Annotated in this window: 18 protein-coding genes and 1 pseudogene; 5 read left to right on the forward strand and 14 right to left on the reverse strand. The window is 61.3% G+C overall.

The window, feature by feature from the left end:
* Positions 1 to 25: 25 nt before the first annotated feature.
* The gene (locus tag ACLH0H_RS21355) at positions 26 to 922 is read right to left on the reverse strand and encodes a LysR family transcriptional regulator (RefSeq protein WP_411379523.1); all 897 of its coding nucleotides are present in this window, start codon (positions 920 to 922) and stop codon (positions 26 to 28) included.
* 104 nt (positions 923 to 1,026) lie between these two features.
* Between ACLH0H_RS21355 and ACLH0H_RS21360 the strand changes: the two are divergent.
* Positions 1,027 to 1,134 (forward strand): annotated as a pseudogene (locus tag ACLH0H_RS21360) (type II toxin-antitoxin system HicB family antitoxin); the annotation flags it as partial.
* Between the two features lie 306 nt (positions 1,135 to 1,440).
* Positions 1,441 to 2,973: a M10 family metallopeptidase C-terminal domain-containing protein gene (locus ACLH0H_RS21365; RefSeq protein ID WP_411379524.1), complete on the forward strand. Its 1,533-nt coding sequence runs from the start codon at positions 1,441 to 1,443 to the stop codon at positions 2,971 to 2,973.
* Between the two features lie 9 nt (positions 2,974 to 2,982).
* Here the strand turns inward: ACLH0H_RS21365 and ACLH0H_RS21370 are convergent, their stop codons facing one another.
* The 9 genes from ACLH0H_RS21370 to gcl form a co-directional block, all read right to left on the reverse strand.
* The gene (locus ACLH0H_RS21370) at positions 2,983 to 4,179 is read right to left on the reverse strand and encodes an MFS transporter (protein WP_411379525.1); all 1,197 of its coding nucleotides are present in this window, start codon (positions 4,177 to 4,179) and stop codon (positions 2,983 to 2,985) included.
* A gap of 264 nt (positions 4,180 to 4,443) precedes the next feature.
* Complete coding sequence (locus ACLH0H_RS21375; protein ID WP_076950462.1) at positions 4,444 to 5,448, reverse strand: sulfate ABC transporter substrate-binding protein; 1,005 nt, start codon at positions 5,446 to 5,448, stop codon at positions 4,444 to 4,446.
* Positions 5,449 to 5,549: 101 nt separating this feature from the next.
* Positions 5,550 to 6,374, reverse strand: a complete 825-nt coding sequence (locus ACLH0H_RS21380) for an ion transporter (protein WP_411379526.1) — start codon at positions 6,372 to 6,374, stop codon at positions 5,550 to 5,552.
* A 31-nt stretch (positions 6,375 to 6,405) separates the two neighbouring features.
* Positions 6,406 to 7,281 (reverse strand): urea transporter, encoded by an 876-nt coding sequence (locus ACLH0H_RS21385; RefSeq protein WP_411379527.1) that lies wholly within the window; start codon positions 7,279 to 7,281, stop codon positions 6,406 to 6,408.
* A gap of 105 nt (positions 7,282 to 7,386) precedes the next feature.
* Positions 7,387 to 8,802, reverse strand: a complete 1,416-nt coding sequence (gene pyk, locus ACLH0H_RS21390; protein WP_411379528.1) for a pyruvate kinase — start codon at positions 8,800 to 8,802, stop codon at positions 7,387 to 7,389.
* Positions 8,792 to 10,072, reverse strand: a complete 1,281-nt coding sequence (locus ACLH0H_RS21395; protein ID WP_411379529.1) for a glycerate kinase — start codon at positions 10,070 to 10,072, stop codon at positions 8,792 to 8,794. Before ACLH0H_RS21395 ends, pyk begins: the two co-directional genes overlap by 11 nt.
* A 191-nt stretch (positions 10,073 to 10,263) precedes the next feature.
* Positions 10,264 to 11,154 (reverse strand): 2-hydroxy-3-oxopropionate reductase, encoded by an 891-nt coding sequence (locus ACLH0H_RS21400; protein WP_411379530.1) that lies wholly within the window; start codon positions 11,152 to 11,154, stop codon positions 10,264 to 10,266.
* A 119-nt stretch (positions 11,155 to 11,273) separates the two neighbouring features.
* The gene (gene hyi, locus ACLH0H_RS21405) at positions 11,274 to 12,077 is read right to left on the reverse strand and encodes a hydroxypyruvate isomerase (protein ID WP_411379531.1); all 804 of its coding nucleotides are present in this window, start codon (positions 12,075 to 12,077) and stop codon (positions 11,274 to 11,276) included.
* Positions 12,078 to 12,087: 10 nt separating this feature from the next.
* The gene (gcl, locus tag ACLH0H_RS21410; RefSeq protein ID WP_307385973.1) at positions 12,088 to 13,863 is read right to left on the reverse strand and encodes a glyoxylate carboligase; all 1,776 of its coding nucleotides are present in this window, start codon (positions 13,861 to 13,863) and stop codon (positions 12,088 to 12,090) included.
* Positions 13,864 to 14,131: 268 nt separating this feature from the next.
* Between gcl and ACLH0H_RS21415 the strand changes: the two genes are divergently transcribed.
* On the forward strand, positions 14,132 to 14,572 hold the full coding sequence (locus ACLH0H_RS21415; RefSeq protein ID WP_076950470.1) for a GlcG/HbpS family heme-binding protein: 441 nt from the start codon (positions 14,132 to 14,134) through the stop codon (positions 14,570 to 14,572).
* A 134-nt stretch (positions 14,573 to 14,706) separates the two neighbouring features.
* Here the strand turns inward: ACLH0H_RS21415 and ACLH0H_RS21420 are convergent, their stop codons facing one another.
* The gene (locus ACLH0H_RS21420) at positions 14,707 to 15,165 is read right to left on the reverse strand and encodes an REP-associated tyrosine transposase (RefSeq protein WP_411379532.1); all 459 of its coding nucleotides are present in this window, start codon (positions 15,163 to 15,165) and stop codon (positions 14,707 to 14,709) included.
* 205 nt (positions 15,166 to 15,370) lie between these two features.
* Entirely contained in the window at positions 15,371 to 15,976 is a 606-nt protein-coding gene (locus tag ACLH0H_RS21425; RefSeq protein WP_411379533.1) for a TetR/AcrR family transcriptional regulator, read from the reverse strand.
* 135 nt (positions 15,977 to 16,111) lie between these two features.
* Between ACLH0H_RS21425 and ACLH0H_RS21430 the strand changes: the two genes are divergently transcribed.
* Positions 16,112 to 17,026 (forward strand): DUF808 domain-containing protein, encoded by a 915-nt coding sequence (locus tag ACLH0H_RS21430; RefSeq protein ID WP_411379534.1) that lies wholly within the window; start codon positions 16,112 to 16,114, stop codon positions 17,024 to 17,026.
* A 54-nt stretch (positions 17,027 to 17,080) separates the two neighbouring features.
* On the opposite strand, the gene ACLH0H_RS21435 is transcribed toward ACLH0H_RS21430, so the two are convergent.
* Both ACLH0H_RS21435 and ACLH0H_RS21440 read right to left on the reverse strand, forming a co-directional pair.
* A complete protein-coding gene (locus ACLH0H_RS21435; RefSeq protein ID WP_076950473.1) occupies positions 17,081 to 17,869 on the reverse strand; it encodes a VacJ family lipoprotein in 789 nt (262 codons plus the stop codon).
* Complete coding sequence (locus ACLH0H_RS21440) at positions 17,862 to 19,160, reverse strand: serine/threonine protein kinase (protein ID WP_076950474.1); 1,299 nt, start codon at positions 19,158 to 19,160, stop codon at positions 17,862 to 17,864. The genes ACLH0H_RS21435 and ACLH0H_RS21440 overlap by 8 nt, the downstream gene beginning before the upstream one ends.
* 236 nt (positions 19,161 to 19,396) lie before the next feature.
* Here ACLH0H_RS21440 and ACLH0H_RS21445 point away from each other — a divergent pair, with 236 nt between their 5' ends.
* Entirely contained in the window at positions 19,397 to 19,765 is a 369-nt protein-coding gene (locus ACLH0H_RS21445) for a hypothetical protein (RefSeq protein ID WP_411379535.1), read from the forward strand.
* The last annotated feature ends 75 nt before the right edge of the window (positions 19,766 to 19,840 follow it).

Raw genomic sequence — 19,840 nt, forward strand, 5'->3', positions numbered from 1 at the left:
TCACTACAGTGTGTAGCTTCGCCATTTAGTCTGGGCGCAGGGCCCCGGCCAGTAATTGCTCCACATATTCCACAAACGCCCGCGCCTTAGCACTGGCCATCCTGCCGGTCGGGAACACCGCCCATAAATCGCGGGCCGGCAATGCCCAGTCGGTCAGCACCGGCTTCACCTCGCCGCTGGCCAGCTCCGGCGCGAACATCCAGGTAGACGACAAGGTCAATCCCAGATGACTCAACACCGCAGCGCGCACGCCTTCGGCCGCCGTCACGCGGACGCGGCCATGGGCGAGCAGCGGGTACTGCGTGTCGCCTTGGGTGAAGTTCCAATGCGCGCCTTCGCCGCGGGTGTAAATCACGGCCTCGTGTTGCAACAGATCCGCCGGCGTGGCGGGTTCGCCGAAGCGTTCGAAATAGGCCGGTGTGCCCAGGATGACGCACGGCGATTCGCCGATCTTGCGTGCCGTCAGGCTCGAGTCGACCAGATTGCCCATGCGCAGCGCCACGTCGATGCCTTCCTCGACCAGGTTGAGGCTGCGGTCATCGAGCACCACGTCCACATTCAATTCGGGAAATTGCGCCAGGAAGGGGCCCAGGTGAGGAACGATATGCATACGGGCGAAGGTCACCGGGGCGCTGATCCTCAGGTTGCCGATGAGCCCCGCGCCGGCACCACGGGCGGCATCGTCGGCGGCGTTGGCTTGCTCGATGGCGCGCCGCGCCTTTTCGAAAAACGCCAGGCCTGCCTCGGTTGGCGTCAGGCCTCGCGTGGAGCGCAGCACCAAACGTACCGCCAGGCGCGCCTCCAGTTGCGCAATGCTTTTGGAGACGGCGGGCTGGCCGATACCCAGGCGCTTGGCGGCAGCGGAGAACGAGCCTGTTTCGACGACGTGGACGAAGGTTTCCATGGCGGTGAGGCGGTCCATCGGTGTTCCCTGTTTGGCTTGGCGGCGCTCAAGCCTAAGGCGATGAACGATGGGTGTCATGTGTTTCCAGCGTTGAGCAGCCGGGTTTTCAATAGCCGGTAAAACCCGGTTATGTCATCCAGCGTATCGACCGTTATGTGCGTGAGCACAAGGTCAAGAGCTGCTCTTCCTTTCTGGCGGATGCCGCGCTTGAGAAATTGGTGCGCTCCTGAGGAAGGTTGAATGGATATGTCCCGGTCAAAGGGAAAACAGGGTGCTTGAGCAAACAATGCTGTTTTATATTTTGTTTTTTTCTTGTGAAAACAAGGTGATATCTCCCTGATCTTTGTGTTTTGGCGTATTTAAATTGCAAATGAATACCCGGTTGTATCGCCTGGTATTTCAACGCGTGCAGATGTTGCGGTTAGAACCAAATCGACGTTGGTATTCGGGTTTTCAGCGTGCGAGTTTTACCACTGGAACGGCTGGCCAACGCTCGGTTGGCCGGCTCTCTTTGTGAAAACTGAAGGTGCCGCACAATGAACATTTTTGACCTGCTTCGTGTTAGTCCTGTAGATCGCCTGCCGGCGTCGGACTTCGGCCCGTTTGGTGTAGGAGTGGGGAATAAACCCTCTTACACAACGGACCAGGCAGCCCGGCAACTCACGCGGGGAAACCTGCATTATCACGACCGTGATGGCGACTCTAAAGTCGATGTGAACTACACGGTAGATAACAGTTTCACGCACGCGCAGCAGCAACGCGTCCGCCAGGCCCTGCAGTCCTGGGAGGATGTAGCCAATATCAGTTTTCGCGAGCGATCGGGCGGTGCCGATGGCAGCCTCAACATCCTCAATAACCCGCGCAGTGATCGGGGTTATGCCTCATTTCCCAACCGTTTTACGGCCAACAACTATGCCACTATCGGCACGCTGGGAGAAAGCCGATCACCGGCATTGGGTAGCCACTTTTCTTCCACGGCCATTCATGAGGTCGGCCACGCCATTGGCCTTCATCATCCAGGCAACTACAACGGCGACGGTTCCAGTTACCAGAGGGGGGCACTGTATGCCGAGGACACAAAGGCGCGCACAGTGATGAGTTACTGGTCGGAAAGTAATCGGGGGACTCACGACTTCAAGGGGCAGAACCCGTCGGCGCCGATGATGGACGATATCGCCGCGGCGCAACGCCTGTACGGCGCCAACCAGCAAACCCGTAACACCGACACCACCTATGGCTTCAATTCCAACACCGAGCGGGAGGCGTTGAGCCTCGAGAGCGCGACGGATAAACCGATCTTCTGCGTGTGGGACGGCGGCGGTGTCGACACCCTGGATTTCTCCGGTTTTACCCAGGACCAGACCATCAACCTGAGCGCCGAAGCGTTTTCCGACATTGGCGGGTTGAAGGGCAATGTGTCCATTGCCAAGGGCTGCGTGATTGAAAACGCGACTGGCGGCGCCGGTCGCGACAGGCTCCTGGGGAATGACGCCGCCAATCGGCTCAAGGGTGGGGGTGGGGCCGACACCCTGAGAGGCGGCGGTGGCGCGGACACTTTTGTGTATGACAACGCCAGTGATTCAACGCCGGACAGGCCTGACATGATCGAGGACTTCGCCAGCGGTACCGATCGGATCGACGTGTCGGGAGCCTTGAAGGCCGCGGGCGTAAGCGCCCTGGTGTTTACCGATCGCTTCACCGGCCGAGCCGGGGAGGCGGTACTCAAGCACGATGCCAATACGGGGCATTCAAGCCTGACCATTGACCTCAAGGGCACGGGTAATGCGGACCTGCGGGTCGAGAGCAAAAGGCAGATCAACCCCGCCGACGTGCGCTGGGATGGGCCGACGCCGCCTGAGGTCCAGCCCGCGCCCACGCCGGCCCCACCCGCACCTGCTCCCGAACCTGCTCCCGCCCCAGCCCCTGCCCCGTTGCAGGATAATTCACGGCAAGGCAGCACCGGCTTGATCCAAATGGTTACCACCACCTTACTGGGGTTTTTCTCGCGGGTACTGAACCTGCTGACATCAGTGTCTGGCCAGGCCTCTGCAGGAAAAAACCAGCATTGAACCCCGCACTCAAGCGGTAGCCGCCTTGGCCTGACGCGACGCACTCAGGAACCGCACCAGCGCCACCAGCGGGAACGCGCTGCCCACCAGCACCACACCCAGCCAGCCGCCGTGTTCGTACACGCTGCTGGCGATTGCCGAGCCGAAGGCGCCGCCGATGAAGATGCTGGTCATGTACAGCGCGTTCAGGCGGCTGCGGCTTTTGGCGTCAAGGGCGTAAACGGCGCGTTGGCCGAGGACCATGTTCATCTGCACGCAGAAGTCCAGGACTACGCCGGTCACGGCCAGGCCGATCAAGCTGTACAGCGGGTGGACGAAAGCCGGCAGGAAGCTCAACACCGCCAGGACCATGGCGAGCAGGGACGCGCGTTGGGTGTGGCCGGCATCAGCCAGGCGGCCGGCAATCGGCGCGGCGATGGCACCAATGGCGCCCACCAGGGCGAAGAGTGCGATCTGGGTCTGGCTCAAGCCGTGGTTGCGCACCAGTTCCAGCGGGACGGCGGTCCAGAACAGGCTGAAGCTGGCGAACATGCAGCCTTGGTAGAACGCCCGTTGGCGCAGCACCGGTTGTTCACGCAGCAGCGCGCCCAGGGAACGCAGCAGTTGGCCATAGCTGGCGCTGTGGTCGGGTTGACGCTTGGGGATGGTGATCAGCAACACCACGCTGATAAACGCCATCAACGCCGCCGCCGCCATGAACATCGCACGCCAGCCGAAGTGATCCGCCACGACGCTGGACACTGGCCGGGCCAGCAGGATGCCCAGCAACAGGCCGCCCATGATGCTGCCGACCACACGGCCACGGGACTCGGCCGGCGCCAGGTGCGCGGCCAAGGGGATCAGGATCTGTACCGACACCGAACTGAACCCGATCAGCAACGACACCAGCAGGAACAGGTTCGGTTGTTCGGTCACCGCCGCGCCCAACAGGCTGGCAATGGCCAGCACTGTGGTGGCGATCATCAGCTTGCGGTTTTCCAGCAGGTCACCCAGGGGCACCAGGAAAAACAGGCCCAGGGCGTAGCCGATTTGCGTCAGCGATACGATCAGGCTGGCCATGGCGGGCGTGAGGCCGATGTCCGGCGCGATCATTTCGATGATCGGTTGCGCGTAGTAGATGTTGGCGACGATAGCGCCGCAACAAAACGCAAACAGCATCACCATCCCGCGGGTCATGGTGCTTGCAGCGTGTGGGGTAGCGTTCATGGTGTTCTCATAAAAGGCGAGGGAGATGGCGAGCGAGAATAAAGACAAGGCCCAACGCCGAGTAGGCCGCTCGCGGTGATAACACTCATGCCGGGGATTGATGACTGAACTGTTAACGGGCATAACACCGCCGATGTAACTGCAAAGATACAAAACCAATGTGGGAGCTGGCTTGCCTGCGATGCTGTCACCTTGGTCTATCAGCCAGACCGAGGTGATGCTATCGCAGGCAAGCCAGCTCCCACACTGACCGCGTTTCTTCAGTTACTGACCGGAATAGATCTGGTCGAAAACCCCACCATCATTGAAGTGGGTCTTCTGCACGGTGCGCCAGTCGCCAAAGGTCTTCTCCACCGAGAGGAAATCGACTTTCGGGAAGCGGTCGGTGTACTTGGCCAGCACCTTCGGATCGCGCGGACGCAGGTAGTTGTTGGCCGCGATTTCCTGACCTTGTGGCGACCACAGGTACTTCAAGTAATCCTCGGCAGCGATTCGGGTGCCCTTTTTGTCGACGACTTTGTCGACCACCGACACCGGCGGCTCGGCTTCGGCGGAGACGCTTGGGTAGATCACTTCGAACTGGTCACGGCCGAATTCACGAGCGATCATTTCCGCTTCGTTTTCAAAGGTTACCAGCACGTCGCCGATCTGGTTGGTCATGAACGTGGTGGTGGCGGCACGGCCGCCGGTATCCAGCACCGGCGCCTGTTTGAACAGCTTGCCGACGAACGCCTTGGCCTTGTCTTCGTCGCCGCCGTTCTTCAACACGTAGCCCCAGGCCGACAGGTAGGTGTAGCGGCCGTTGCCCGAGGTTTTCGGGTTGGGCACGATCACCTGTACGCCGTCTTTCAACAGATCCGGCCAGTCCTTCAGGGCTTTGGGGTTGCCTTTGCGCACGATAAACACCGTGGCCGAGGTGAACGGCGCGCTGTTGTTCGGCAGGCGGGTGACCCAGTTGTCCGGCACTAGTTTGCCGTTGTCCGCCAGGGCGTTGATGTCGGTGGCCATGTTCATGGTGATCACGTCCGCCGGCAGGCCATCGATGACCGAGCGCGCTTGCTTGCTGGAGCCCCCGAAGGACATCTGCAGGGTCAGCTTGTCGTCCGGGTGCTCGGCTTCCCAGTGTTTCTGGAACGCGGCGTTGTAGTCCTTGTAGAAATCGCGCATCACGTCGTAGGAGACGTTGAGCAGTGTAACGGGGGCTGCCTGGACGGCGCCGGCCAGGGCAAGGCCGGCGGCCAGGAGGGAGGCGCTAACGAGTTTTTTCATTGCTCATTCCTTGTTGTTCGAGACGGTTGTCAATTGAGGGCAATATGCCAGCGACTATAGCGGGCGCGGTCTGCACGCTTAAAGAATAAAGCGTACTGTGCTTATTCCACTTTCTTGAACAGCGCATTGCCACAGCGTGAGCAAAAGGCTGCGTTGGGTTCATGGCTGTTTTTCTTGCACACCGGGCAGTCGGTTTGCAGCTGTTCGCCACGCATGGCACTCGCCAGTTCGGCGGTAAAAATACCGGTGGGCACGGCGATGATCGAGTAACCGGTGATCATCACCAGTGAGGAAATCACCTGGCCCAGCGGCGTCTTCGGCACGATATCGCCAAAGCCCACGGTGGTCAGGGTCACAATGGCCCAGTAGATGCCCTTGGGGATGCTGGTAAAGCCGTGTTCCGGGCCTTCGATCACGTACATCAAGGTGCCGAACACAGTGACCAGTGTGCACACGCTCACCAGGAACACCACGATCTTCTGTTTGCTGCCACGCAGCGCCGCCATCAGGTAATTGGCTTGCTTGAGGTACGGGCTGAGCTTTAGCACCCGGAAGATGCGCAGCATGCGGATGATGCGGATGATCAACAGGTACTGGGCATCGCTGTAGTACAGGGCGAGGATGCCGGGCACGATGGCCAGCAGGTCCACCAGCCCGTAGAAGCTGAAGGCATACCGCAGCGGTTTCGGCGAGCAGTACAGGCGCAACCCGTACTCGATCAGGAAGATCAGCGTGAAACCCCATTCGATATACGCCAGCACGTCGGCGTAGTGCTGGTGGATCTGGTCGATGCTGTCGAGCATCACGACCACCAGGCTGGCGAGGATGATCAGCAACAGGATGCCGTCAAAACGCCGCCCGGCGGCGGTGTCGCTTTGGAAAACCATGACGTAGAGCCGCTGGCGCCAGTCGTTGTTGCTGTCCATAAATCCCGCCTGAAACTGATATCGGGCAAGCCTAGGGGGATTCGAAGGGACTGTCCATGCGGGGTTTGCGCAACACGCGCGCGCCTGCGCGCACCAACCAGCAAGCGAGGATGAACGGCGCGGTCAACGTGGGCAGATGCAGGGCGGCAAAGCCCGGTGTGAGGAGGATCGCCAGCAGGATGCCGAGCAGTGGCCACCAGGGTTGGCGACGTACCTGGCTCAGGGCCAGCGCCGCCAATGCCGGGTTGTAACTGTGCAGGCCGAGAAGGGCGCTGGCCGGTTCGTGCAGACACAGCGCCGCCAGCATGCCAACGTTGGCGCCGATCAGCGCCCACACGGCGGCGCGCCGGTCGGCCAGCCACAGGCCCAGCGCAATCAGGCCACCCGCCAGGGGCTGGTCCAGCAGCATGATCTGGGCAAGCCCGCTAAAAGGCGCGGTGAAGAGGGCCACGCTGTCGGGTTCGCTCAAGGCCAACGTGCCCGGCGGCGCCGTGCCCAGCAGCAACCAGCCCAGGCCGACAAAAGGCGCGGTATAGGCCGGCAAGTCATCGGGCTGGCTGGCGCGTTTCAACCATTGCCGCGTCAGGATCGCACTCAGGCCACCGCACGCCAGGATCAGCGGCGGCAACAAGGCCGACCAGGCAAAGTGCTGGCTGATCAACAAGCCCAGCAGCGCACCGTTGTAGCTATAAAGGCCGGCCTGGCGTTCCACCTTGGGATACCCGCGCCGCTGGGCCGTGAGCAGGCCCGCCACACCGCCCAGCAACGCCCCGCCGAAGGCAGCCGGGGCGCCGATCAGGATGGCCAGCAGGCACAGCACGCCACACAGCGGCTGGCGCTGCAGGAAGATCTGGCTGAAGCCGTTGAGCAGGGCTTCGGCCCAGTCGGGGCAGGTCTGGTTGTGCATGGCAGCTCCCTGTAGGAGCGAGCTTGCTCGCGAAAACCCCAAGGGCGCCGCGTGCATTCAGGCTACCCGCGTCATCGTTGACGTTCTTCGCGAGCAAGCTCGCTCCTACAATAGGGTCTCGATACGCAGCGAATTGGTCGACCCAGGCTGCCCGAACGGCACCCCGGCGGTAATCACCAACGTATCCCCGCGCTGCGCCATGCCTTGGGCCTGCGCTATCTCCAGCGCCGTGGAGCACACCTCATCCACCTGGCGCAGCCGGTCGTTGACCACCGAATGCACGCCCCACGCCACGCTCAACCGCCGCGCCGTGGCAAGGTTCGGCGTGAGGTTGAGGATCGCTGCCGCCGGCCGTTCCCGCGCCGCGCGCAGGCTGGAGCTGCCGGACTCGCTGTAGTTCACCAGCACCGCCACCGGCAAGAAGCTGCTGATGCGGCGGATCGCGCAACTGATGGCGTCCGACACCGTGGCATCCGCCTTGGGCCGGCTGACATCCAACTGCGTCTGGTAGTCCGGACCGCTTTCGACCTGACGGATAATCTTGCTCATCATCTGCACGGCTTCGAGCGGGTATTCGCCGGACGCGGTTTCCGCCGACAGCATCAGCGCATCCGCGCCTTCGGCCACCGCATTGGCGACATCCGTGACTTCGGCACGGGTCGGCGCCGGCGAGAAGCGCATGGATTCCAGCATTTGCGTGGCCACCACCACCGGTTTGCCCAACTGGCGGCAGGTGCGGATGATGTCTTTCTGGATCTGCGGCACGCTTTCGGCGGGCACTTCCACGCCCAGGTCGCCTCGGGCCACCATGATTGCGTCGCTCAGTTCGGCGATTTCCCGCAGGCATTGCACGGCCGACGGCTTCTCTATCTTGGCCATCAGGAAGGCCTTGTCGCCGATCAACTCGCGGGCTTCACGGATGTCTTCCGGGCGCTGCACGAACGACAGCGCCACCCAGTCCACCCCCAGCTCCAGGCCGAAGCTCAAGTCGCGCCGATCCTTGGCGGTCAACGGGCTGAGTTCCAACAGCGCTTGTGGGACGTTCACGCCTTTGCGGTCAGACAATTCGCCGCCGTTCAGCACCGTGGTGTCGATGGCGTCCGCATGTTTGGTGAGGACCCGCAGGCGCAGCTTGCCGTCGTCCAGCAACAGGTCCATGCCCGGTTCCAGGGCCTTGAGGATTTCCGGATGGGGCAGGTTGACCCGGCGTTGATCCCCCGGTGTTTCATCCAGGTCCAGGCGCAGGGCCTGGCCGCGCACCAGTTGCACTTTGCCCTCGGCAAAACATCCCACCCGCAGCTTCGGCCCTTGCAGGTCCATGAGGATGCCAAGCGGGTAATTCAACTGGCGTTCTACTTGACGAATCCACTGGTAACGCTGGGCGTGATCGGCGTGGTCACCGTGGCTGAAATTGAGGCGAAAGAGGTTGACCCCGGCTTCCACCAGCTCGCGGATGTCATCGATACCGTCGGTGGCGGGGCCCAGGGTGGCGAGGATTTTGACTTTCTTGTCAGGCGTCATGGTTGGCAGTCTCAAGAATCAGGATGGCGCGAAAGTCGTTGACGTTGGTGCGCGTCGGCTCGGTGATGATCAAACCGTCGAGGGCGGCGAAATAGCCGTAGCCGTTGTTGTTATCCAACTCATCGCTGGCCGACAGGCCGAGGGCTTCGGCGCGGGCGTAGCTGCTGGGGGTCATGATCGCGCCGGCGTTATCTTCCGAACCGTCGATGCCGTCGGTATCGCCGGCCAGGGCGTACACGCCGGGCAGGCCCTTGAGGCTGTCGGTGAGGCTTAGCAGGAATTCCGCGTTGCGCCCGCCACGGCCATTGCCGCGTACGGTGACGGTAGTTTCACCGCCGGAGAGGATCACGCACGGCGCCGCCAGCGGCTGACCATGTTGCACGATCTGCCGGGCAATCCCGGCGTGCACCTTGGCCACGTCCCGTGCTTCGCCCTCCAGGTCGCCGAGGATCAACGGGCTGAAACCGGCCTGGCGTATTTTTACCGCCACCGCTTCCAGGGATTGCTGCGGGCGGGCGATCAGCTGGAAATGGCTGCGGGCGAGCACCGGGTCGCCGGGCTTGACGGTTTCCGACGCCGGGTCCTGTAACCAACTGCGCACGGAGGCGGGTGCTTCGATGTGGTAGCGCTTGAGAATCGCCAGGGCCTGCTGCGAGGTGCTGGGGTCGCCGACGGTGGGGCCGGAGGCAATCACCGTGGCCTGGTCGCCCGGCACATCGGAAATCGCGTAGGTGTAGACCGTCGCTGGCCATGCCGCCTTGGCCAGTCGGCCGCCCTTGATGGCTGAGAGGTGCTTGCGCACGCAATTCATCTCGCCAATGGTCGCGCCGGATTTGAGCAGGGCCTTATTGACGGTTTGCTTGTCGTCCAGGGTGATGCCTTCGGCGGGCAGGGCCAACAAGGCGGAGCCGCCGCCGGACAGCAGGAAAATCACACGGTCGTTTTCGCTGAGGTTGCTGATCAATCCCAGCACGCGCTGGGCCACGGCCAGGCCGGCGGCATCCGGCACCGGGTGGGCGGCTTCGACCACTTCGATTCTTTTGCACGGCGCGCCGTGCCCGTAACGGGTGACGACCAGGCCTGTGACTTCGCCCTCCCAACAATTTTCGACGACAACGGCCATGGCGGCGGCGGCCTTGCCGGCACCGATCACAATCACGCGGCCGCTGCGGTCGGCGGGCAGGTAGGGTTCCAGCACTTGCCGGGGATGGGCGGCATCGATGGCTGTGGCGAACAGCTCGCGAAGCAGGTGTTGCGGATCGACCGACATAAGCGGGCTCCCGGGGGATTCTTGTTGTTAGGGGTGCAGCAAATTTGAGCGGACGATCGTTCCCACGCTCTGCGTGGGAATGCCTCTTGTGACGCTCTGCGTCACGCTTTGGGACGCAGAGCGCCCTGGGCTGCATTCCCACGCAGAGCGTGGGAACGATCATTGGACACGGGTCTGCATCTCAAATGGGGTTATTTATCGCGAATCGAAAAGCTCGCCATATGCTCCAAGCCCTTGATCAACGCCGAATGGTCCCAATTCCCACCGCCCAACGCCGCGCACGTGCTGAACACCTGCTGCGTACCGGCGGTGTTCGGCAAGTTGATCCCCAGCTCCTTGGCGCCGGCCAGGGCCAGGTTGAGATCCTTCTGGTGCAGGTTGATGCGAAAGCCCGGATCAAAGGTGCCCTTGATCATGCGCTCGCCGTGCACTTCGAGGATTTTCGACGATGCAAACCCGCCCATCAGCGCTTCACGCACCTTGGCCGGGTCTGCGCCATTCTTGGCGGCGAACAGCAGCGCTTCGGCCACCGCCTGGATGTTCAACGCAACGATGATCTGGTTGGCCACCTTGGCGGTCTGGCCGTCGCCATTGCCGCCGACCAAGGTGATGTTCTTGCCCATGGTCTGGAACAGCGGCAAGGCGCGTTCAAAGGTCTGCGCTTCGCCACCCACCATGATGCTCAGGGTGCCGGCCTTGGCGCCGACTTCGCCACCGGACACCGGCGCGTCCAGGTATTGCGCGCCGGTTTCGTTGATCTGTGCGGCAAACGCCTTGGTGGCGGTGGGCGAGATCGAACTCATGTCGATCACTACCTTGCCTGCCGACAGGCCAGCGGCCACGCCGTCGGCGCGCAACAGCACGTCTTCGACCTGTGGCGTGTCGGGCACCATCACGATGATGAACTCAGCTTCCTGCGTCACTTGCTGCGGGTTGGCCAGGGCCACCGCGCCTGCGTCGATCAGCGCTTGCGGGGCCTTGCCGTGGTGCTCGGACAGGAACAGTTGGTGACCTGCTTTCTGCAGGTTGGCGGCCATGGGTTGACCCATGATGCCGGTGCCGATGAATCCGATTTTAGCCATGAAGAAATCCTCTTTTTATTCGATGTGCAGCCAGATACGGTCCCGCAAACACAGGAGATCCAATGTGGGAGCGGGCTTGCTCGCGAAAGCGGTGTATCAGTCAACATCAATGCTGAATGTCAGACTGCATTCGCGAGCAAGCCCGCTCCCACATGGGTCTTGAGCCAGCCAAGCCCCGCTTCGGTAGTGGTCAACGGCTTGTACTCACAGCCGACCCAACCCGTGTACCCAATGCGATCCAGGTGCTCAAACAGAAACCGATAGTTGATCTCACCGGTGCCCGGCTCGTTGCGCCCAGGGTTGTCCGCCAGCTGGATATGGTTGATCTCGCCCAGGTGCGCGGCCATGGTGCGGGCCAGGTCGCCTTCCATGATTTGCATGTGATAGATGTCGTATTGCAGGAACAGGTTGGCACTGCCCACCTGCTCGCGAATCGCCAGGGCTTGTGCCGTGTTGTTGAGGTAAAAACCCGGAATGTCGCGGGTGTTGATCGCTTCCATCACCAGCTTGATGCCCACCGCTTGCAGCTTGTCGGCGGCATATCTGAGGTTGGCGACAAAGGTTTTTTCCAGGATTTGGTCATCAACGCCTTGTGGCCGGATGCCCGCCAGGCAGTTGATCTGGGTGTTGCCCAGCACCTGGGCGTAGGCGATGGCCAGCTTGACCCCGGCGCGGAACTCCTCGACCCGGTCCGGGTGGCACGCCAGGCCGCGTTCGCCCTTGGCCCAGTCACCGGCCGGCAGGTTGAACAGCACCTGGGTCAGGCCGTGGGCATCGAGTTGCGCCTTGATCTCGGCAGAGCTGAACTCATACGGAAACAGGTACTCGACGCCTTCGAAGCCAGCGTCGGCGGCGGCTTTGAAGCGAGCCAGAAAGTCCTGTTCGGTAAACAGCATGGACAGGTTGGCGGCGAAACGCGGCATAGGGTTCTCCTTAATCGAGCAGGGCAATGGCAGTCGGCGCATCGTTGCCGACCAGTGCCAGGTCTTCGAATTCGTTGACGGCGTTGATCTCGGTGCCCATGGAAATATTGGTCACGCGCTCCAGAATAATCTCAACGATCACGGGAACCTTGAATTCCTTGATCATTTCCTCGGCGCGGCGCAGTGCCGGCTGGATCTCGCCCGGCTCGAATACGCGCAGTGCCTTGCAACCCAGGCCTTCGGCGACGGCCACGTGGTCGACACCGTAACCGTTGAGTTCCGGGGCATTGAGGTTGTCGAAGGACAGCTGCACGCAGTAGTCCATTTCAAACCCGCGCTGGGCCTGGCGGATCAGGCCCAGGTAAGAATTGTTCACCACCACGTGGATGTAGGGCAGCTTGAACTGTGCGCCCACCGCCAGTTCTTCGATCATGAACTGGAAATCATAGTCGCCAGACAGCGCTACTACTTTGCGGCTCGGGTCGGCCTTGACCACGCCGAGGGCCGCCGGGATGGTCCAGCCCAGCGGGCCGGCCTGGCCGCAGTTGATCCAGTGGCGCGGCTTGTACACATGCAGGAATTGCGCGCCGGCGATCTGCGACAGGCCGATAGTGCTGACGTAGCACGTGTCCTTGCCGAACACCTGGTTCATCTCTTCGTACACCCGTTGCGGCTTGACCGGCACGTTGTCGAAATGCGTCTTGCGGTGCAGGGTGGCCTTGCGCTGCTGGCAGTCGTTGAGCCAGGCACTGCGGTCCTTGAGCTTGCCTGCGGCTTTCCACTCGCGGGCCACTTCAATGAACATCGTCAGCGCGGCGCCGGCGTCAGAAACGATGCCAAGGTCCGGTGTGAATACGCGACCGATCTGCGTTGGCTCGATGTCGACGTGAATGAACCTGCGGCCCTCGGTGTAGACCTCGACCGAACCGGTGTGGCGGTTGGCCCAGCGGTTGCCGATGCCGAGCACCACGTCCGACTTGAGCATCGTCGCGTTGCCATAGCGGTGCGAGGTTTGCAGGCCGACCATACCGACCATCTGCGGGTGATCGTCGGGGATGGTGCCCCAGCCCATCAGGGTCGGGATTACCGGGATACCGGTCAATTCAGCGAATTCAACCAGCAGTTCGCTGGCGTCGGCGTTGATCACGCCGCCGCCGCTGACCAGCAACGGGCGCTCGGCCTGGTCCAGCATCGCCAGGGCTTTTTCCACCTGGATGCGCGTGGCCAAGGGCTTGGCCAGGGGCAGCGGCTGGTAGGCGTCGATGTCGAATTCGATCTCGGCCATCTGCACGTCGAACGGCAGATCGATCAGCACCGGGCCCGGGCGGCCGGAGCGCATTTCAAAGAAGGCTTTCTGGAACGCATACGGTACTTGGCCAGGTTCGAGGACGGTGGTTGCCCACTTGGTCACCGGCTTGACGATGCTGGTGATGTCCACGGCCTGGAAGTCTTCCTTGTGCATACGGGCGCGGGGTGCTTGCCCGGTGATGCACAGGATCGGAATGGAATCGGCCGAGGCGCTGTACAGGCCGGTGACCATGTCGGTACCCGCCGGGCCCGAGGTACCGATGCACACGCCGATATTGCCGGCTTTGGTGCGGGTGTAGCCCTCGGCCATGTGGGAGGCGCCTTCAACGTGGCGAGCGAGGACGTGATCGATGCCACCCACTTTTTGCAAGGCCGAGTACAGCGGGTTGATCGCGGCGCCCGGGATACCGAAGGCGGTGTCCACGCCTTCACGACGCATCACCAGGACGGCGGCTTCGATTGCTCTCATTTTGCTCATGGTTTTGGTGCCTCTTGCGTTTTGTAATTGTATACAAGTGGTGTTCTTGCCAGAGTGTATTCACGGTGGGCGGCGCAGGTCAATGCATTTTGTTTTTTGACTCTGACGTTCGTCGTGAGGGTCTTTATGAGCGTTTTCTCGACATCTGAAAACTTTGTGCGAAAATATTGTATACAAAATATATTACTATTGTGCTCTATTTGTTTGATCCGGTTTCTGATCATTCAGGCCTCCACCGCTTTCCCAATAACAAAAGAAGGACGGCACCATGAGCGCTTTAACCTTGAAAATCGCCACCCAGTTGACCAGCCATGCCCTCAGTGCAGGGCGCACCCTGTGCACCGCACCGCTGACGATCGCGGTGCTCGACAGCGGCGGCCACCTGATCACCCTGCAACGCGAAGACGGCGCCAGCCTGCTGCGCCCGCAGATAGCAGTCGGCAAGGCCTGGGGCGCGATTGCCCTGGGCAAAGGCTCACGCCTGCTGGCGCTGGATGCGCAACAACGCCCGGCGTTTATCGCGGCGTTGAACAGCCTGGGGCAGGGCAGCGTGGTGCCGGCACCGGGTGGTGTGTTGATTCGGGATCAACAGGGCGTGGTGCTGGGCGCGATCGGCATCAGTGGGGATACCTCGGACATTGATGAGCAGTGCGCGATTACGGCGATCGAGGGGGTGGGGTTGATGGCGGATGCGGGGGTGTTGGCTTGAGTCTTTGGTGACTGTTAAAAAGCTATCGCAGGCAAGCCAGCTCCCACGTTGATTGGTGTCGACACAAAATATGTGACCCCTAGCGATCCCTGTGGGAGCGGGCTTGCCCGCGATGCAGACGACTCGGTATCAAGTCAAAGCCAAATGGCATCCCAAAGCGGGTAGTCGCCAAACTTCTTCACCAGACCGGCTCGAAGTGGGTTGGTCACGATGTATCGGGCTATTGCTTCAAGGTTTTCCTCCCGGCGCACGGCATGGTCGTGAAAACCCGGCTGCCAAAGGCGGCCTTGACGCCCGGCAACCGCATTCACGATTCGGGTACTTTTGGACTTTACCTGACGCATCAAATCGGCAAGTGAGCCTTTATCCAGCGAGATCAACCAGTGGAAATGATCAGGCATCACCACCCAAGCCAGGGAAGTAGCCAGTCCTTGATTCTGGGCAATCCTGAACTGCTGGACGACCAGACGGCCCAGGTTGAAGTCGCTGAATACAGGTATGCGATCAAGGGTATTGCTGGTCAGCAGATAGATACGGTTGGGTTCGTTGTAGCGACCGATACGCAGACGTTTTGACGCGGGGAGATCAGGCATTCCATGGCCTCTCTTCAGATGGTGTTCTGAGAGGCTAGTTTTGAGGGGCTAAGAATGATCGGCAGGCTTTTGGCTGGATGTGTCTGGCCGGGCGCTATCGCGGGCAAGCCCGCTCCCACAGGGGATTTGGGCAATTCATACATGTTGTGTACGGCGCAGGGCAGTGTGGGAGCTGGCTTGCCTGCGATAGCTTCACCCCGTTCTCTCAGTCCGGCTCACACCCCTTCAACACCAACCGAATAATCGTCAACGCCGCCGCTTCATAATCCGCCTCATCCAGCTTGGCCTTGCCGGTCACCGCCGAGATCTGCCAGTCGAAATCCGCGTACGTCTGCGTCGCCGCCCAAATGCTAAACATCAAGTGGCGGGGGTCGATCGGCGCGATCAGGCCGCTATCCACCCAGTGCTGGATGCAATCGATGTTGTGCCTGGCCTGGGCGTTCAACTGCTCGACCTGCTCAGCGCTGAGGTGCGGGGCGCCGTGCATGATTTCGCTGGCGAATACCTTGGAGGCGAAGGGCAGGTCGCGGGAGATGCGGATTTTCGAGCGGATGTAGTTGCTCAACACGTCCTTGGGCTCGCCGTCCGGGTTGAACGGCGTGGAGGCGGCCAGGATCGGCTCGATGATGCTTTCGAGCACCTCGCGGTAGAGGTTGTCCTTGGATTTGAAGTAATAGTAGACGTTGGGCTTGGGCAGCCCGGCCTTGGCGGCGATGTCGCTGGTTTTGGTCGCGGCGAAGCCCTTGTCGGCAAACTCCTCGCTGGCCGCCCGCAGGATTTTTTGTTTGTTGCGCTCGCGAATGGTGCTCATAAACCAGGGGTTTCCTTGCCAGTACAGGCGGTTGCGCATGGTAGCACCGGCCATCCGCGGGCCTCAACAATGTGCCCGCAAAGCGTTGCGCCGCGCTATGCTCGCCCCATCCCCCTCTATACGGAAGCCCGATTCATGGCAGGAAGCAGTTTGTTGGTGTTGATCGACGATATCGCCGCCGTACTCGATGACGTCGCCCTGATGACCAAAATGGCCGCGAAAAAAACCTCCGGCGTGCTGGGCGACGACCTGGCGCTCAATGCCCAGCAGGTCAGCGGCGTACGTGCCGAACGGGAAATTCCCGTGGTGTGGGCGGTGGCCAAGGGCTCATTCGTCAATAAGCTGATCCTGGTGCCGACGGCCTTGTTGATCAGCGCCTTCGCCCCCTGGGCAGTGACGCCACTGTTGATGCTTGGCGGGGCCTACCTATGTTTCGAGGGCTTCGAGAAGCTGGCCCACAAGTTTCTGCACAGCAAGACCGAAGATCAGGCTGAACACACGCAATTGGTGCAAGCCGTGGCCGACCCGGCCACCGATCTGGTGGCGTTCGAAAAAGACAAGATCAAGGGCGCTATCCGTACCGACTTTATCCTCTCGGCTGAAATCATCGCCATCACCCTGGGCATCGTGGCCGACGCGCCACTGACGCAACAGGTGATCGTGCTCTCGGGCATCGCGATTGTCATGACCGTGGGCGTCTACGGGTTGGTCGCGGGTATCGTCAAGCTGGATGACCTGGGCCTGTGGCTCACTCAGAAGCCTGGCCAGGTAGCGCGCAGTGTCGGCGGCGCCATCCTGCGCGCGGCCCCGTACATGATGAAGAGCCTGTCGGTGATCGGTACGGCGGCGATGTTCCTGGTGGGCGGCGGGATTCTCACCCATGGCGTACCGGTGGTGCATCACTGGATCGAATCGGTCAGCCAGGGCGCGGGTGCGGCGGCGTGGCTGGTGCCGCCCCTGCTCAATGGCGTGGCGGGGGTGATTGCGGGGGCCCTGGTATTGGCGCTGGTCAGCGTGGTCGGCAAGGCGTGGAAAGCACTCAGGGCTTGAATCCCAGGCATAAAAAAGGCCATTCACGCGAATGGCCTTTTTTGTGCGCGTTGTTTACTCGGAAATCTGCAACTTGCGCGATTCGGTATAGATGTAGCGCACCTTCTCATACTCGAATGGCGAATTCATCTGCCCATACCGGAAGCTGGTCTGGTAGCGCCGGTCGACCGCGCGCAGCGCCCAGATTTCCGGGTGGTTGGAGCTGACTTCGGCGACGTTGAGGAAGTTGATCTGGTTTTCAGCGGTGTAATCCACCAGCAAACCGCCGGTGTCGCGTAGGTTCGACGGGCCGAAGATCGGCAGTACCAGGTAGGCGCCGCCAGGCACGCCATAGAAGCCCAGGGTCTGGCCGAAGTCTTCGCTCTGGCGCGGCAGGCCCATGGAGGTGGCCGGGTCCCACAGGCCGGCGATGCCGATGGTGGTGTTGACCAGCAGGCGGCCGGTGGTTTCCAGGGAGCGGTGGCCCTTGAGTTGCAACAAGCTGTTCAACAGGTTGGGCACGTCGCCCAGGTTGTTGAAGAAGTTGCTCACGCCGGTACGCAGGAAGCTGGGCGTGACATAGCGGTAACCGTCGACCACCGGCAGGAACACCCATTGGTCGAAGCGGTAGTTGAAGTGGTACACGCGCCGGTTCCACGCTTCCAGCGGGTCGTACACGTTGAGCGCGGTGAGGGTCGAGCGCTCGAATTCACGCTGGTCCAGGCCCGGGTTGAACTTGAGCTTGGTCAGCGGTTCCTTGAAGCCGTCGGAGCCCACCACGGTGGGTTCGTGAGCCTTGCTGTTGTCGGCATTGGCCACGCCCGCGCACATCAAGGCGGCGAGCAACAGAAGATATTTAGCCACGGAAGAACTCCAGCATGGCGTCGGCGTTGACGCGGTAATTGAGGTTGCCGCAGTGGCCGCCCAGCGGGTAGACGGTCAAGCGATCGCCGAAGGTTTTACGCAGGAAACCGAGGTCGCCCGGGCCCAGGATCACGTCGTCGGCGTTGTGCATGACTGCGATTTTCGGGCTGTCGTGCAGGTAATCCTTGAGGGCGTACAGGCTGACCTGGTCAACCAGTTGCAGCAGGCTGCCGCCATCGGAGCGTGCGCGCCACATCGGGATAACCTGTTCGGTGAGGTAGCAGTCGAAATCGCATTGCAGCGCACGCTTGAGGAACGGCGTGAGGCTGGTGCTTTCGGTGATCGGGTACTTTGGCGGAATGATCAGGCCACGGCGGTTGATCAGGTCCGAGGTAAAGGCGATGTCGGCCGCCGAGAAGCGGAACGAGGTGCCGATCAGCATGGCCATCTGTTCGTTGGTCAGGTGCTGCTTGGACTGCTGGAAATCGTAGAGCAGGGCGTCATTAAGGTCGATATAGCCCTTTTGCTGGAAGTAACGGGTCAGCTTGTTCAACACCAGTTCATAAAAGGTGGTGGTGTTGTTGATGCCCTTGACCTCGGTCTGCACCAGCTTGTCGAGGTTGGTGATGGACGTGTAGAGGTTGACCGGCGGGTTCAGCAGCAGCACTTTCTTGAAGTTGAAACTGCGACGGGTCTCGTCGAGCTTGCTGACAAAGGCCGCATCCAGGGCGCCCAGGCTGTAGCCGGTCAGGTAGAAGTCGGTCACTGGCAACGAAGCGTTCTGCGCGCGTACGGCTTGCATCACGCGGTACATGTCTTCGGCGTCTTCCTGGCTGATGCCGGGGGTGGCGAAACGCGAAGCCGAGGCGATGAAGTCAAAGCTGGTGGGCGAGGACAGTTGCACCACGTGGTAGCCGGCCTGGTAATAGAGTTTTTTAAGGTATTCGTTGATGCTGCTGTCAAAGCGCGCACCGGTGCCCGCGATCAGGAAGATCAGCGGCGCGGCGCGATCCTGCTTGGCGATGCGGTAGGTGAGTTTCTTCACCGCCCAGAAGTTATCCGGCAGGCTGAATTCGCGCTCGGGGCGCATGTTCAGGGTGTAGTCGGATTGGTTGATCTCGTCATCGCTCGGCAATTTCGGCCGAAGGTCAGGCGGGGTGGTGGCGATGGTCGCTTCAAACGGGTTGGTCAAAGGGTAGCCATAGCTGGCTTGGTCGATATCGACGGCCAGTGCTGACGCACTCAGAAAAAGGCTGCCCAGTAAGGCAGCACAGCGCAAGGAACGGAGCATGACTTAATCCCTAAGAGGAAACGTGCTTGATGAATTCGCAGGCTATGACCACCGCGTTGCCACCGAAGTGCCAGCTCTCGGCACGAAAAGTCGGAAAATAACGTCGGAATCGGGGTAATAACAGCCAGACGATACACGTTGACACGTCCGGATGAACACTAATTGTGTGTATGCACCTTGTTAACGGCCACCGGGGCATTAAGCTGAGCGCCATTTTTGCCTTTCGGAGTGCCCCAATGTCTCGTCACTTGCCGTTGATTCTGCTGCTTATTGCCCTGCCGCTGTGGCTGGCTGCCAGTTATGGCGCGCGCTACGGCTTCATGGAAGACGGACAGTGGGTGGGGATCTGCGCCGATGAGGCCAGCCGCTGGGAATGCCAGCTGCGTTCGAACCTGGGTTTGATCATTCACTTCAACGTGCTGGGCTGGGCGGCGCTGGTCACGGCGGTGCTGGCGTTTTTTGTGCCGGGTCGCGCCGGGCGGGGGCTGGCGGTGCTGGGGCTGGTATTCGGGTTGCCGGCGCTGGCGTTGTACAACACCACCTTTGCGGTGTTTGCGGTGGTGATTGCGGGGTTGCGGTTGGTCAGGAAGTCTCGCGGCGCCTGACAGGGGTTCATCGAAGGTACACGGTACTTGTAGTGAGCGGGCTTGCCCCGCGCTGGGTGGCGCAGCCGCCCCAAA

Source organism: Pseudomonas sp. MPB26 (genome assembly GCF_046605355.1).
GTDB lineage: Bacteria > Pseudomonadota > Gammaproteobacteria > Pseudomonadales > Pseudomonadaceae > Aquipseudomonas > Aquipseudomonas cedrina.